The following is a 14579-nucleotide window of genomic DNA, read 5'->3' on the forward strand; positions in this document are numbered from 1 at the left end:
TGGTACAAGGCGTTCAACTACAACCTCGGGGCCAAGCAGCCCATCACCTTCGACGCGTTGTTCGCGCCCGGAACCACGCCGCTGGACAGCATCTTCCCGTTGGTGCAACGCGAGCTGGAACACCAAAACGCCTTGGGCGCAGCGATATTGCCCTCGACCGGCCTCGACCCGTCGCACTACCAGAACTTCGCCATCACCGACGATCGGCTGATCTTCTACTTCGCCCCGGGTGAAATGCTGCCCGCGTTTGCCGGTGCCGCCCAAGCCGGCGTCCCGCGCAACGCCATCCCGCCGCTGGCCATCTAGACCGTCACGAAACCGGGCCGGCCAACATCTCCATGGCCGCGGCGCCGATGCCCAGCGCCAGCTGCGCCGCACAACCGATAAGCGGAACGAAGAAGGCGAGCCGGCGGCGGGCGAGCCGCGAGACCGCGACGGCGAGGTCGGCAACGAAGATGGCGGCGCCGGCCCCGAGCCCCAACCACATGGCCCGATCGATCCAGGCCGGATCGCCGCACCGCTGGGAGCCGCCACACGGATCGGTGACCATGACGAACAGGCCCAGCAACGCCGCCGTCACCGCCCACAGGAATGCGTGAACCATCAGCAGGACAATCGTGCTGGCGATGTCCGCCGTCCGGCTGCCGCGGCTGCTGGGGCCGTAACGGTTGTACTGGGCCAGCGCGTCCTGCATCGCCGGGTCGTCGATCGGCATCACACAATTATGGGGCGGCTAGGCCGACAATCAGGCCGGGGCGAAGCCGTAGACCTGGCCGTCGCTGGTGGCGGTCACCACCCGGCGGTCGTTGGCCACCGACACCCCGACCGGATATCCGGTGGCCGCCGGCAGCGGATAGCTGTTGATCGTGTGCCCGTTGGCCGGATCGAAGACCAGCAATGACATGCCGGGTGCGCCATCCCTGGGCGGACCGCTGACCACGGTGTAGCCGACGCCGGTGCCGGCCAGGCTCGACGTCGACAGGGGCGTGACTTCGTCGCGCCGCCAGATCTGCTCGGCGTGGTCACCGGCGTCGCGGAACACCGCCAGCCGGGTGTCGGGGCCGCCGCCCGACACGATCAGGCCCTGCGGGGTGACAGCGGGCGGCGTTTGCGCCAAAAATGCCAGCGGCACCGACCATTTCGGTTTTCCGTCGGCGGCGTGCAGCGCCCACAGCCGTTGGTCACGGCCGTTGACGTAGACGGTCGACCCGTCGGCGGACAACACCGGACTGGCCAGCACTCCGGCGCTGACGGCGTCGCTGGTCCACTCGCGGACCAGCTCCGCCTGAGCCGAGCGGTACTTCAGCCCGACCAGCCCCGCGGCCGGAGCCCCCGGCTGCCAGACGCCGAGCACCACCGTGCCGCTGACCGCCGAGTAGGCGGGTGCGGCCGCGACCGGGCAGCCCTGCCGGGCCGGCGCGCAATCGGCCAGGCCGCGCGTCGCATCGGCGGGGTCGACGCCGTCCACCAAATCGACCGCGGTGCCGACCACCTCGCCGCGATGGGCGTCGAAAACCAGCACCTGTCCCAGGTGGGTGGCGACCAGAAGGTGGCCGCCGCCCAGAAACCGTGGGGTGGACGGCATCCCGATGACCGGCTTGCGCCAGCGCGTCCACTGGGTCGGGGGAAACGACAGCAGTGCCCCCGGCTGGCCGACGTAGAGATTGTCGAAGCCGTCGAATAGCGGTCCGCCGAAGCCGCCGCCCTGGACCAGCCGCACACACCAGCGTTGCCGCCCGTTGGCGTTGTTCTCCCACTCCATCAACGAACATCCGGCGGGGGTCTGCGCGTTGAGCGCGAGCCAGCCGCGTGAACCCAGCGCGGGTCCGGCCGCCAGGCTTCCTTTGACCGAACGCGTCCACTGCAGCGTCAGCTTGGTGGCGCCGCTCGTCGCGGAGTAGCTGCTGTTGGACGCGTCGCTGTATTGCGCGGGCCAGCCCTGCGCGGCCGACGCGTCAACCCACGAGTCGGTGTTGCCGCAGCCGTTCAGGCCGACCGTCAGCACAACTGCGAAAGCAACCGCCAGGAGACGTCGGGCAAGCACCTGATCCTTGTGCAGGGTTCTTCGATCCTTCGGTTCGGCGTGGGCAGCGAACGAGTCCAGGTGAGGGTAACCCGTGGCGACGCGCGTGAACCTGATTGCCTGCGCGCTCGGATTTTTTGGGTCGCCGCGTTAGGCTTTGCGGCCATGACGAGCATGTGGGGGGCGCCGCTTCACCGCCGCTGGCGTGGTTCCATGCTGCGCGACCCACGCCAGGCCAAGTTCCTGACGCTGGCCTCGCTGAAGTGGGTGCTGGCCAACCGCGCCTACACCCCCTGGTATCTGGTGCGCTACTGGCGGCTGCTGAAGTTCAAGCTGGCCAACCCGCACATCATCACCCGCGGCATGGTGTTTCTCGGCAAGGGCGTCGAAATCCACGCGACACCCGAACTGTCGCAGCTGGAGATCGGCCGCTGGGTGCACATCGGGGACAAGAACACGATCCGCGCGCACGAGGGCTCGCTGCGCTTCGGCGACAAGGTAGTGCTGGGCCGGGACAACGTCATCAACTGCTATCTCGACATCGAGCTCGGGGATTCGGCGCTGATTGCCGACTGGTGCTACATCTGCGATTTCGACCACCGCATGGACGACATCAACCTGCCGATCAAGGACCAGGGCATCGTCAAGTCCCCGGTGCGGATCGGACCCGACACCTGGGTCGGGGTGAAGGTGACGGTGCTGCGCGGCACGACGATCGGGCGGGGCTGCGTGCTGGGCTCGCACGCGGTGGTCCGCGGCGACATCCCGGACTATTCGATCGCGGTCGGGGCGCCGGCCAAGGTGGTCAAGAACCGCAAGCTGTCCTGGGAGACGTCGGCTGCGCAGCGCGCCGAACTGGCCGCCGCTCTGGCCGACATCGAACGCAAGAAGGCCGCCCGCTAGTTACCCCGCTAGTTAGGAAGGTTGGTCGTCGACCTTGAAGTCGAAGTTGACGTCGCCGGCGTCGACGTTGGTGACGGTCACCGAGATGCCGTACTTCTGGCCCTGGTCGTTGAGTTGGCACCGCAGCGTCGCGCCGACGGTGCCTTTCAAGTTGTCGGGGCAGGTCACCGAATCGGGTTTCCGGCCCACCTGTTGAGTCAGTTTGTCGCTGATGACGTTGGCGACCTGGTTCTTGTCGACCGTCTCCACCATGTCGAACTTGACGTCGCTGCCGTTGACACTGGTACCGTCACGTTGACGTTGAAGGTCTGGTTCTTGACCTTCATCTCGCAGTTCAGTTGTGCGCCGACCGTGGCGGGCAGGTCGCTCGGACAGTTCACCGAATCGGGTTTGTTGCCGGCGGCGTCCGTCATCTTCGAGGTGATCTGGCTGGCGACGTCGCTCTTGCTCACCGAGTGCGACGACGATCCGATCGAACACGAGCAGGCTCCGGCGCTGGCCATCAGGCCAGCAGCGGCACCCGAAACCAGCAACGTCCGAACGATCGAGCGAGCCACATCGCCTCCCTGGCGTGTCGACAACTGTGAATCGGCTGATAATTGCATGCCAACAGCTTCGGGTATGCGATTTCCGCAAATCGTGTTCAGAGGCTGTGGTAGCGCCGCAACGCCTCGGCGCGCTCGGCGCCGTGGTCGACGATCGGTTCCGGGTATCCGGGCGGCCGCCCGCCTTTGCGCAGATGGGCGTCGTCGGCCGCCCGCAGCTCGGGGACCCAGCGCCGGATGTAATCGCCCGAGGGATCGAACTTCTCGCCCTGCGTTCCGGGGTTGAACACCCGGAAGTACGGCGCGGCGTCGGTGCCGCAGCCCGCGGACCACTGCCAGCCGTGCTGATTGTTGGCCATGTCGCCGTCGGTGAGTTGATCGAGGAACCATTCGGCACCCCACTGCCACGGCAGGTGAAGGTCCTTGACCAAAAACGACGCAACGACCATCCGCACCCGGTTGTGCATGAAGCCCGTCTCACGGAGTTGACGCATCCCGGCATCGACGATCGGGAACCCGGTTTCGCCGGCTTTCCAGGATTCGAATCGGCGTTTGGCGGCCGCTCCGGTGTCGGTCTTGATGGCGTCGAAGTCGCCGTTCCAGTTGCGCCAGGCACTGGCCGGCCAGTGGTGCAGCACATCGGCGTAGAAATCGCGGAACGCCAACTCCCGCAAGTACATTTGGGCCCCGCCGTTGCGCAGATCGAGTGCGGCGACCATCGTCCGGGGATGGATGGTGCCGAACTTCAGGTGCGCCGACATCTTGCTGGTGCCCTCGAGATCCGGACGGTTGCGGTCCGTGCCGTAGCGGTCAAGTCGGTTGTCGACGAACGCTTTCCACTGCTTAAGCGCCGCCGTTTCGCCGACATCAAGGCCAAGCGTGATACCCGGGTCCGGGATCTTGCACGTTTTCACGCTCAGCTGCGCCGGATCAATCCAGCGAGCGGAATCGGCACCCGATCGGGCCGGCTTTCGCCAGCCCACTTCGCGCCACGCGCGAAGAAATGGTGTGAAGACCCGATAGGGTTCGCCGTTCGGCTTGGTGACACGGCCGGGTGACACCAGATACGGCGATCCCGTCGCCACCAGCGGCACCGAACCCAGCGCCGCTCGCACCCGCTCGTCACGGCGCCGCCCGAACGGCGCGAAATCCTCCGAGATGTGCACCGAGGAGGCGTCGATCTTCTTGGCGATCAACGGAATCCGCTGCTCGGGTCGTCCGCTGATCACCAACAGCCGCCCGTCCAGGTCCTGGTGTAGTTGCCGCAGCGCGTCGCCCAAGAATTGCAGCCGCCGCCGGCCCGACGAATTCTCCAGGCGCGGATCGAGCACGAAGCAGGCGAGAACGTGCTGGCCATCGGCGGCCGCCGCCAACGCGGGATGATCGCCCAACCGCAGGTCGCGCCGAAACCACAGCAGCGTGGCCATGAATCAGCGGTTGAGACGCCAGACGTGGGTGGCCAGCACGGTCGCGAACCCGCACCACAACGGGTACGGCGACAATGCAAAGCCGGCCCGTGGGTCGGCGTCGGCGGCCCGCCGGGCGAGGTCGGCGCTGCTAGCCGCGAGCACTGCGGCACCAAGCGCCGAGGCGCCCAATTTGTGGTAGCGGAAGAACAGCCAACTCCAGCCGGCGTTGAGGAACAGGTTGACGCCGAGCGCGGCGATGTAGCGGCGCGCCTTGTCCTCGCGTCCGGTGGCGCGGAATCGGTCGATGGCGACCGCGGAGGTGGCCGCGATATCGGTGTAGAGGCTGGTCCAGGCCACCGGAAACGCGACCTTCGGTGGCTGATAGCTCGGCTTGCGAAGGCGGTCGTACCACCCGGGCGTGCGACCTGGGCTCGCGATACTTCCGCTGCTGGCCGCCGCGGCGACGGCCAGGGCGGTTCCGGCCAGAGTTGACTTATTCATGTTGATTCCCTTCATTTTTGGCGCTAGTGAGGACGGCGGGCCACCAGATGCGGTCGCCGATCAAGGCGAACAATGCCGGGATCACCAGGGTCCGCACCACGAAGGTGTCCAGCAGGATGCCCAGGCCCACGATGATGCCCAGTTGGGTCATCACGATCAGCGGCAACACTCCGAGCACGCAAAAGACCGCGGCGAGAACGATTCCCGCGCTGGTGATGACACCGCCGGTGGCCGACACCGCGCGAATCATGCCCTGGGAGGCGCCGTGGTCGGCTGCCTCTTCGCGGGCACGGGTGACCAGGAAGATGGTGTAGTCGACGCCGAGCGCGGCCAGGAACAGGAAGGCGTATAGCGGAGTGGTGTTGTCCAGGGCCGGGAAACCGAAGACATGGATACTCGCCCAACCGCCCAGGCCGAGGGCGGCCAGGGCGCCCAGAATCGTTGCCGCCAGCAGTGTTGGCGGCGCTAGAGCGGAACGCAACAGCACATACAGGACGAGCAGGATGACCGTCAGGATCGCCGGGATAAGCAAAAGGCGATCGTGGAGCGTGGCGTCGCGCACGTCGAGCGCCTGTGCGTCAGGCCCGCCGACGAGGGCATCAGGCGTTACGACCTTAGTCGAATGCCGGAGCGTCGCAACGGTATTGAATGCCCGAACGGACGAGGGTGCGGCATCGATCACGACCGACCACTTGGTCAGCCCGATCGCCGATGTCCCGGACTGGGTCGCCGATATCACCCCGGGGGTGGTGCTGATGGCCTGCTGCACCTGTGCTGATTTCTCGGTCGGGGCGATCACCTCGGTGGGGTTGGCCAGCCCGGCGGGGAAATGTTGTGCCACGGTGTCGAATCCGGTTACCGAATCCGCCTTGACGCGGAACTGCTCCGTCTGGGTCAGGCCGATGCGGGTGCCCAGCAGCCCGGTGGCCAGCGCGGCCAACAGCACGATCGTGACCGAGGCGACAATAGCCGGACGACGGGCCACGCGTTCGGCGATCCCATGCCACATCCCGGCATCCGTAGTCGCTGTGAAGTCGGACTGCGGGATGTCGGGTTGCGGGATGAACGGCCAGAACAGCCGCCGCCCACACAGCGCCAGCAGCGGCGGCAGCAACACCAGTACCGACACCGCGGCGACGAGAAGGCCGCAGGCCGCCAGTGCGCCCAGGCCGCGGGTGCTCGGGGTCGAGGCAAAGATCAGGGTGAGCAGCGCCAGCACCACGGTGGCGTTGCTGGCTACGATCGCCGGCCCCGCCATCCGCACCGCTCGACGCAATGCGTCACGGTGCTCGCCGTGGCGCCGAAGTTCTTGGCGGTAGCGCGAAATCAGTAGCAGGGCATAGTTGGTGCCGGCCCCAAACACCAACACGCTGGTGATGCCGGCAGTCGACCCGTCGAAGCTCAGGCCGGTCATCGACGCCACCGCGGTACCCACCGAGGTCGCGACCCGATCGGCGAATCCGATCACGACGAGCGGCACCAGCCACAGCACGGGTGAGCGGTAGGTGGCGATCAGCAGCAGGGCCACCACCAACGCGGTCACCCCGAGCAGGGTGAAGTTGGCGTTGGTGAACGCGTTGGCGATATCGGCGCCGAATGCCGGCCCGCCGGTCACGTGCGCGGCCATGTCCGCCGGTAAGCCGTCGCCGGCGGCGGCGCGCAGCGCGGTGACGGCGTCGTTGAGGTCCAGTCCCGAGAGGTCGGCGCCGATCGGAACCACACCGATCGCCGCCTTGCCGTCGGCCGACACCAGCACCGGAGCCGGGGGCATACCGGGTTGGGCTGCGGCCGCCCCGGAGGCCTGCATCCGGTTGCGGGCGGCCTCGCAAGCCTGTTTCAGGGCGGTCGCGTCGGCCGGGTCCCGGGTGCCGGCGTTGTGGGTGACCGCCACGATCAGTGGCACCCGGTCACCGCCGGGGAACTGGTTGGACAGCACCTGCACCTTCGCCGAATCCGAATCGCTTGGCACCGACAAGGGCGCCTGGCCTGCTGCGGCATTCCCGCCGATCAACACCATGAAACCGCTAGCCAACAGAAAAACGCCCAAGGCGAGGAGCCACGAGCGTCGGCCCGTCACCGCGCCGGCGAGTCTCTCCCACACCACGGCCCAATAATTTCAGTTGCTGAAATATTAATCAAATGAAATGAAGGCCGAATGCAGATATGCTGCTCATCGGTATGAACCCCAACGAGCAGGCCTCCGAACGGACCGCATTGGAATCGCTAATCGTGGCCGATGTGCGGGAACTGTCGGCCGAATCCGACCAGATCGGCCGGCTGTTTGCGGTGTCACACGATGTGCGGCCCGCCGACTTCCGCGCGCTGCTGCACATCATGGTCGCCGAAACCACGGGTCAGCCCATGACGTCGGGCGACCTCAGCCAACGGATGGGCCTCTCCGGCGCCGCGATCACCTACCTGGTCGATCGGCTGATCGACTCGGGCCACATTCGTCGCGACTCCCACCCCGCCGACCGGCGCAAGGTGATCCTGCGCCATTCCGAACCCGGAATGGACACTGCGCGGTTGTTCTTCACCCCGCTGGGGGCACACACCCGCGCCGCGCTGGACGACTTGCCCGACGCCGACTTGACCGCGGCGCATCGGGTCTTTACCGCGCTCATCGTTGCGATGCGCCGCTTCCAGACGGAATTGGGCACGATGGAGCCCTGATTCGCGCTTGGTGCCATCGGGCCAGCGGCTTAGGTGCCCACCAGTTCCGCTTGCCGAGCACGTGCATGAATGCAGGGACTAGAACCATCCGTACCAGCGTCGCGTCTACCAAGACGGCGATCGTCAGCCCTACTGCGAACATGCGCATAAACGACACCCCGGCGGAAATGAGGGCGGCGAACGAGATCGACATCAGCAGTGCTGCGGCGGTCACTACCCGGCCGGTGTGGGCAATACCCAACGCGATGCTTTCGTCGTTGTGGGCGGTCGTTCGGGGCGAAGCAAGCCAATATTCGCGGATGCGGGAGAGCAAGAAGACTTCGTAGTCCATCGACAATCCGAATGCGATGCAGAACATCAGTGGCGGGATGGCTACGACCAGCGTGCCGGTTGGGGTGGTGCCCGCCGCCCCCAGGTGTCCGTCCTGGAAGATCCACACCAGAGCGCCGAACGTCGCAGTGAGCGATAGCATGTTGAGCAGCAACGCCTTGATTGGCAACACGACACTGCCGGTCAATAGAAAAAGCAGCACCAGCGTGACGATGGCGATAAAACCGGACACCAACGGCAAACGCGATAGGATCCCGTCCACACAGTCGCGATTCGTTTGCGCCATACCGGTCATCAGTACTGACTGATTTCCCGGCAGCGAGACCGCGTGCAAGCGGGCCAACTGGGTCTCTGATGCCTGGGTATACAGGGGTGCGGTGCTGTCAACCGTCAGGTAAGCGCTGCCATCTGTCATTCCGGCCGGAGCGGACGGCGGCCCCTCGGGCGCACCCGCAACGAAGGTGCCCGTGGGTGAGGAAACCGCTGACACATCGGTCAGCCGGGACAGCTGCGCAGCGTACTCCAGGTCCGTTTCTGTCAGACCGGCTGTATCGGGCAGAACGACCTTCACTCGGGTCCCAGAATTCTTGGTGAAATCGCTGCGGATTCGATCGTTCACAACTCGTGCCGACGATGACGCCGGAAGTACGCGATCATCGGGATTGCCCCATCTGACGCCTAGGAACGGTGTACCCAGCGCAAGCAGCAGGACGATGATCGCCAAGCTTAGCGGGATCGCTTGACGTATAACTAGTTTCGCCGTGCGGTACCAGAAAGTGTGCTCAATGGGCCGCTGCGGTGGTTCCGGGCGCCGGAATAGCCAACGACCTAGTTGCCAAACGTTGAATGCGTCGAGCCGGTTGACAAGCAACGCAATCGCGGCCGGCGCAACCGCCACCGCCGCCAAGGCGGCGAATGCGACCACCGCGATGCCGGCGTAGGCGAAGGACTTCAGGAAGTACATCGGGAAAAGGGCCGTCCCCATCAGTGCCAGGGCCACCGTCATCGCCGAAAACAGCACGGTACGGCCTGCGGTGGTCATGGTGCGCACCAGAGCTTCGTCGCGGGGCATGCCGCCGGCCAGTTCCTCGCGGTACCGGCTGATGATCAGCAATGTGTGGTCGATGGCCAGGGCGAACCCCAATGCGACCGTCACGTTCAGAGCAAAGATCGACACGTCGGTGACCAACGCCATCGCCCGCAATACCGCGAGTGAACCCAGGATAGCGAACCCGCCCACGGCCACCGGTAGAGCGGCGGCCAGCAGACCGCCGAAGACCCACACTAGCGCGATGAAACTCAACGGTATCGCGATGACTTCCATTCGCAGCAGGTCTTTTTCGGTCTGTCGGTTGATCTCCGCATAGACCATCGCCGGCCCGCCCGCTAGCACCTTGACACCGTCGCGGTCGCCAGCAAACCGGTCCGCCAGGGTTCGGGCGTACTTGGGCGCGCTGTTCTCGTCGCCTTTGAGCGCGGCGATAATCATCGCCGACTTTCCGTTGGCGCTGAGCATTTCCGGGGTCAGTCGTGGCTCCCAGGGTGAGGCCACTTGCGCTACGAACGGCGATTGGGCAAGTCGTCGCGCAATGTCGATGCCGACGGCGCGTGCAGGACCCGCGTCGACGCCGCTGTCCGAGCTCACCAGCAACACCATGTCCGTGTCGCCCTGATGGAACTTGTCGGCGAGCATCGCGGAGGCGCGGGCGGATTCGGATGTCGGATCGAGAAATCCGCCGCCGGACAGACTGCTCGCTGCGGGAATTCCGAAGATGGCAGTAGCAAGCATAAACAGGACGGTGGCGGCGATGACCCGTCGCGGCGCGGCGAGAGAGAGTCGGGCCATTCCCGCTAGCATGTGCCGTCCTCGAGGCTGATGGGTCTTTGCTTCTAAACCGGATCGGTGACGTTTAACTTAATTAAATATTAAACTTGTGAAGTTATCTCTGGCTAGGCCGAAGACCGCTCTTTGTGTGCGTTGGCGCCGAAGGTGGGCACGCCACCAGGCTCTTCCTGGGAGCGCATGCCGATTATCTTAAAATAATGAAACATTCAGTAAGTTAACAAGTTCCTTGATTCCGGGTATGCTGGGCTTGTGGCAACGCCGGTCGGCGCCGCGAAGCGTTGGCAAATGACAGCAGGGGCGCGTCTTGGTGCGCGTACCACAGGACGACGAATTGACTAGGAGTAAGACGGCCGTGCTCGGAACGATTGTGGCTATGATCGGGCAGATCGTCGACGCTGCAGGTACGGTGGTCGGCTACCGGCACGGCACCGACGAACCCACCTATAGCGCCGAAACGCTGACGCGCGATGTGGAAATCCGCCGCTACGGCGCTCGCGTCGTGGCGGAGACAACGGTCGTGGCCGACGAAGAGTCCGCGCGCAACGCCGGTTTCCGTCGGCTCGCCCGCTACATTTTTGGCGCCAACCAGGTTCACGAGAAAGTCTCGATGACGGCGCCGGTGGCACAAGAAGCGGTCGGCGATGGTGAGTGGCTGATACGGTTTTTCATGCCCGCCGACAAGACGCTTGGCTCTTTGCCCCGCCCCGACGATGCCGAGATCAGGTTGGTCGCAGTGCCGCCCGCGACGATTGCGGTGCGCCGCTTCACTGGTATCCCCACTCGCCGCGTCGTTGCCTTGCAGACCGCACAATTGATGAAGACGTTGCGCGAGTTTGGATTCGAAGCGATGGACACCTCGGCAGCCTGGTTCTACGATCCGCCATGGACCGTTCCGGTGTTGCGCCGCAACGAAATCGCTGTTCCGGTCAAGCCCGCGTCGGAGCTCAATGACGGCTGACCGGCCCGACATGGCCACCCGCAAACGCCGCCATATCGACGTGTGTCGAGAAGGCGACGTGGGTTACCACGGGGTGACGACGGGGTTGGAACGCTACCGCCTGCCCTACAACGCACTCACCCAGACCAACCTTGACGACATCGACCTTGCCGTCGAATTCCTCGGCGCCCGCTTACGGGCGCCCCTCCTGGTGGGCGCGATGACGGGCGGCGCCGAGCTCTCGGGCATCATCAACCGGAATCTGGCCACCGCCGCTCAACGGCTCGGTATCGGGATGATGCTCGGGTCGCAGCGAGTCATGCTCGAGAGCGCTCTGGGTGAACAAGCCGCCGCCAGCTTCAGCGTGCGCGACGTGGCACCTGACGTGTTGCTTTTCGGCAATATCGGCCTGTCTCAATTTACCAAGGATGCCGTACCGGACATTGTCCAGGCGCTCGACCGGGTAGGAGCAAATGCTCTTGCGGTGCACACCAATCCACTGCAAGAGGCGATGCAGCACAACGGCGACACCGACTTTGCCGGATCCGTCGGCCGGCTGCACGATGTGGCCGCAACGCTGGACTACCCGGTGTTGCTAAAGGAGGTGGGCCACGGGATCGGCGCCTCCGCCGTCGCTGAATTGCTGCGGGCGACCGGTAAGCCGCCAGTCGCGGCCATTGACGTCGCGGGCGCCGGTGGCACATCGTGGTCCCGTGTCGAGCAGTTGGTCCGCTATGGCGAACTGCGCTATCCGGACCTGGCCGATTGGGGGATACCGACCGCGCAAGCGCTACTGGAGGTGCGTGCGGCGCTGCCGGATATCCCGCTGGTTGCCTCCGGTGGAATCCGAACCGGTATGGACGCGGCCAAAGCGCTCGCCTTGGGTGCCGACGTGGTAGCGGTCGCGCGCCCGCTGCTCTGCGCCGCCATCGAGTCCGCAGGTGCTGCGACATCTTGGCTGCAGCGATTTGTCGACGAGCTTCGCACCTGTCTGCACGGGTGCGGTGCGGCCGATATGCCCGCACTGCGCAACCTTGGCGCGGTGCCCATCGGCTAGGCAGGACTTATGGCAGTAATTCTGGCCTACAGTTCGCCCGCGCTGGGGCATCTCTACCCGCTGGGCGCCCTGCTGCTTGAGTTGGCTCAACGCGGCCACCAAGTTCACCTACGCACGATGGCCAGCGAAGTCGACACCATGCGTGCGACCGGTGTCCACGCCGAGGCTGTCGACCCACGGATCGAGGCCATCGTCGGGCACGATTGGTTGGCGCGCGGCGCTTTAGGAGTTTTGCAGAAGTCGATCGACGTGCTCTGCCGGCGAGCGGTGATCGAGGTCGAAGATCTCAAGCGCGCGATCGTGCAGACACAGCCCGACGCGATCATCGTCGACGCGAACTGTTGGGGCGCAATCTCGCTGGCCGACGTCGGAGATCTGCCCTGGTTGGTGTTTTCGCCGTTCACGCCTTACCTGCGCTCGCGGTCGGCGCCGCCATTCGGCCCCGGTTTGCGGCCACTGCGCGGTGTCGTCGGCGGTATTCGCGATGCGTCGATGCGGCCGATTGTCAGATATCTTTTCGATCGCCCGATGTTGCCGCGGATCAATGCCCTTCGCGCGGGTTTGGGCGCCCCGAAGATCCGCTCCGTGGATGAGCTGATGCGCCGGGCGCCGCTGCTGTTGGCGGTCGGAGGGGAGCCGTTCGAGTACCCGCACCCCGACTGGGTTGACGCGGTGCACTTTATCGGAGCATGTGATTTCGAGCGGAATTCTGCGGCGGTCCCGGGCTGGCTGGCCGCCATCGACCGGCCCATCGTGCTTGTCAGCACGTCCTCGATTGCTCAGGCCGACGCCGAGGTGGGCCATATCGCCTTGCGGGCGTTGGCCGATGAGCCGGTTCATGTTGTGGCGACCTTCCCGGCCGGCATACCCCCCGGATTGCCACAGACCCCCAACGCGACCGTGTGTCAGTTTCTTCAGCACGGTGCAGTGCTTGATCGTGCGATCTGCGTCATCACCCACGGGGGGATGGGAACCGTCGTGAAGGCCCTTGATCGCGGCGTGCCGGTCTGCGTGGTGCCCTTTGCTCGCGATCAAGCCGAAGTCGCGCGCCGCGTGCAGGTCGCCGGGTGCGGCACCCGGCTGCCTCGCAAGCGGCTCACCCCGGCACGACTACGTGCCGCCGTGCTGCAGGCAACGACGATGGCACGTGGAGCTCGACGGGTTGCCGACGGTTTCGCCGCGACCGGCGGTGTGTCGCGCGGCGCGGATCTCATCGAGCAGCGCGTGCTGTCAACTGCTCGGCGCGTTGGACCGAGCCGTGCCCTGCCGCCGCCGCGAGGCAGCGGCGCCTCGCCCGAGTTTCGCTGAAGGATCAGGAACAGGGTCGACAAGCTCATCCTCGAACGTCGACATCGCGGCGATCATTGCCAGGAAAACCCGGTGAGCGGCGGCGAGGTCGTTATCCGCCATGTTGGCGAGGGCCGCACCGATGTGACTTCCGAGGGGGCTGAAGAACGCGTGCGCCAACGTCATGCCGCGATTTTCGTAGCGCAGGAGCCACTTGCGCCGGTCTTCGGGGTCGGGTTCGCGTCGAACGTGGCCCGCCTCGATCATCCGGTCGACGAGGTAGGTGATGGCCGGGGGTGAGAAGTCCATGCGTTGCCGCAGCTCTGCCGCGGTCAACGGCTTGCCCGACGTCTCGGCCACCATGATGTGCAGGAGGGCGTGGAAGTCGCTGTTGCTCACGTCGTTCACGCGCGCAAAGTGTCTGCCGATGCGGTCAGATTGCGCGGTTATCGAGCGCATATCCGCCGACAGCAGCTTCTCCAAGTCGGCCCGGCTAAGCGATGGGTCACTAGCGCGGCGTTTGTTCACCTACCCGCATCCTTCATCAGATACCAAGCGTACGGCGTGCCGGTTCGAGAGAAAGGGCAACCGGTCGCGCAGCGGGGCGGCGAACTTGGCCGATTGACGATGGCGACGAGCTGACTTTACGTGTTGATCGGGTCGTGACCGCAGTTCGATCCGCAAAACAAAATCACGGCCGCGCCCGCTCACCCTGAAATGCCAGCGCAATCCACGACACCGCGGCTGCCAGAAAAGCAAGCGATTGAGCCGTACCTGTCCGGTTCGCGGGGCATAGGGCACCGGCGACGTAACGGCCGATGAATCCTGTCTTCGGCAAGGGATCCATTCCGGCCCCGGCGCGCGCCCAATCTTCCAATGATGTCAACGGACACGGAAGATCCAGGGTCACAACGCCGATCCCCCAGCACACGGTCGGTAGGTGCAGCCAGAATGTGCGCCGCCAGCGCAACGCCAGAAAGCCACCGCTCGGCAGATAAACGAGATAGGCGAAGTGCGCGGCCGCGGTGGCGACGACAACGGCGAAATATGCTTTCTTCATCGCTGATT

14 protein-coding genes and 1 pseudogene are annotated in these 14579 nt (G+C 65.4%); 6 read left to right on the forward strand and 9 right to left on the reverse strand.

Translation table 11 applies throughout. The features are described from left to right. A partial coding sequence (locus tag ACLP9N_RS16890) for an RsiV family protein (protein WP_442408498.1) occupies positions 1-306 on the forward strand: 306 nt, incomplete at its 5' end. Positions 307-310: 4 nt separating this feature from the next. Here ACLP9N_RS16890 and ACLP9N_RS16895 read toward each other — a convergent pair. Together ACLP9N_RS16895 and ACLP9N_RS16900 are read right to left on the reverse strand one after the other, a co-directional pair. After that, positions 311-715 (reverse strand): DUF6264 family protein, encoded by a 405-nt coding sequence (locus tag ACLP9N_RS16895; RefSeq protein ID WP_442408499.1) that lies wholly within the window; start codon positions 713-715, stop codon positions 311-313. Between the two features lie 30 nt (positions 716-745). Next, positions 746-2044 carry an outer membrane protein assembly factor BamB family protein gene (locus tag ACLP9N_RS16900; protein ID WP_442408500.1) on the reverse strand — a complete coding sequence of 433 codons (1299 nt, stop codon included), beginning with the start codon at positions 2042-2044 and terminating at the stop codon, positions 746-748. A 144-nt stretch (positions 2045-2188) separates the two neighbouring features. Here ACLP9N_RS16900 and ACLP9N_RS16905 point away from each other — a divergent pair, with 144 nt between their 5' ends. Next, complete coding sequence (locus tag ACLP9N_RS16905) at positions 2189-2926, forward strand: acyltransferase (protein WP_442408501.1); 738 nt, start codon at positions 2189-2191, stop codon at positions 2924-2926. A gap of 12 nt (positions 2927-2938) precedes the next feature. Here ACLP9N_RS16905 and ACLP9N_RS16910 read toward each other — a convergent pair. The 4 genes and pseudogenes from ACLP9N_RS16910 to ACLP9N_RS16925 all read right to left on the reverse strand — a co-directional run bounded on the left by ACLP9N_RS16910 (position 2939) and on the right by ACLP9N_RS16925 (position 7485). Beyond that, positions 2939-3483: pseudogene (locus tag ACLP9N_RS16910) on the reverse strand (DUF4333 domain-containing protein). Positions 3484-3569: 86 nt separating this feature from the next. Continuing rightward, positions 3570-4898: a cryptochrome/photolyase family protein gene (locus ACLP9N_RS16915; RefSeq protein WP_442408502.1), complete on the reverse strand. Its 1329-nt coding sequence runs from the start codon at positions 4896-4898 to the stop codon at positions 3570-3572. Positions 4899-4901: 3 nt separating this feature from the next. Beyond that, entirely contained in the window at positions 4902-5381 is a 480-nt protein-coding gene (locus ACLP9N_RS16920) for a TspO/MBR family protein (protein ID WP_442408503.1), read from the reverse strand. After that, complete coding sequence (locus ACLP9N_RS16925) at positions 5374-7485, reverse strand: MMPL family transporter (protein WP_442408504.1); 2112 nt, start codon at positions 7483-7485, stop codon at positions 5374-5376. The genes ACLP9N_RS16920 and ACLP9N_RS16925 overlap by 8 nt, the downstream gene beginning before the upstream one ends. A gap of 59 nt (positions 7486-7544) precedes the next feature. On the opposite strand from ACLP9N_RS16925, the gene ACLP9N_RS16930 reads away from it, so the two are divergent. Next, positions 7545-8054 (forward strand): MarR family winged helix-turn-helix transcriptional regulator, encoded by a 510-nt coding sequence (locus ACLP9N_RS16930; protein WP_442408505.1) that lies wholly within the window; start codon positions 7545-7547, stop codon positions 8052-8054. Here ACLP9N_RS16930 and ACLP9N_RS16935 read toward each other — a convergent pair. Beyond that, the gene (locus ACLP9N_RS16935) at positions 8002-10242 is read right to left on the reverse strand and encodes an MMPL family transporter (protein ID WP_442408506.1); all 2241 of its coding nucleotides are present in this window, start codon (positions 10240-10242) and stop codon (positions 8002-8004) included. The two genes, ACLP9N_RS16930 and ACLP9N_RS16935, sit on opposite strands and share 53 nt — an antisense overlap. A 361-nt stretch (positions 10243-10603) precedes the next feature. Between ACLP9N_RS16935 and ACLP9N_RS16940 the strand changes: the two genes are divergently transcribed. From ACLP9N_RS16940 to ACLP9N_RS16950, 3 genes are read left to right on the forward strand one after another with little or no spacing between them, the layout of a single operon-like run. Continuing rightward, the gene (locus ACLP9N_RS16940) at positions 10604-11188 is read left to right on the forward strand and encodes an SOUL family heme-binding protein (RefSeq protein ID WP_442408507.1); all 585 of its coding nucleotides are present in this window, start codon (positions 10604-10606) and stop codon (positions 11186-11188) included. Then, entirely contained in the window at positions 11178-12224 is a 1047-nt protein-coding gene (gene fni, locus ACLP9N_RS16945) for a type 2 isopentenyl-diphosphate Delta-isomerase (RefSeq protein ID WP_442408508.1), read from the forward strand. The genes ACLP9N_RS16940 and fni overlap by 11 nt, the downstream gene beginning before the upstream one ends. Before the next feature lie 9 nt (positions 12225-12233). Continuing rightward, on the forward strand, positions 12234-13532 hold the full coding sequence (locus ACLP9N_RS16950) for a glycosyltransferase (protein WP_442408509.1): 1299 nt from the start codon (positions 12234-12236) through the stop codon (positions 13530-13532). On the opposite strand, the gene ACLP9N_RS16955 is transcribed toward ACLP9N_RS16950, so the two are convergent. Together ACLP9N_RS16955 and ACLP9N_RS16960 are read right to left on the reverse strand one after the other, a co-directional pair. Then, a complete protein-coding gene (locus ACLP9N_RS16955; protein WP_442408510.1) occupies positions 13455-14039 on the reverse strand; it encodes a MarR family winged helix-turn-helix transcriptional regulator in 585 nt (194 codons plus the stop codon). The genes ACLP9N_RS16950 and ACLP9N_RS16955 overlap by 78 nt on opposite strands. Positions 14040-14202: 163 nt before the next feature. Further along, positions 14203-14571 carry a DUF2784 domain-containing protein gene (locus tag ACLP9N_RS16960; protein WP_442408511.1) on the reverse strand — a complete coding sequence of 123 codons (369 nt, stop codon included), beginning with the start codon at positions 14569-14571 and terminating at the stop codon, positions 14203-14205. Positions 14572-14579 lie beyond the last annotated feature (8 nt).

Source organism: Mycobacterium sp. (genome assembly GCF_052144515.1).
Classification (GTDB): domain Bacteria; phylum Actinomycetota; class Actinomycetes; order Mycobacteriales; family Mycobacteriaceae; genus Mycobacterium.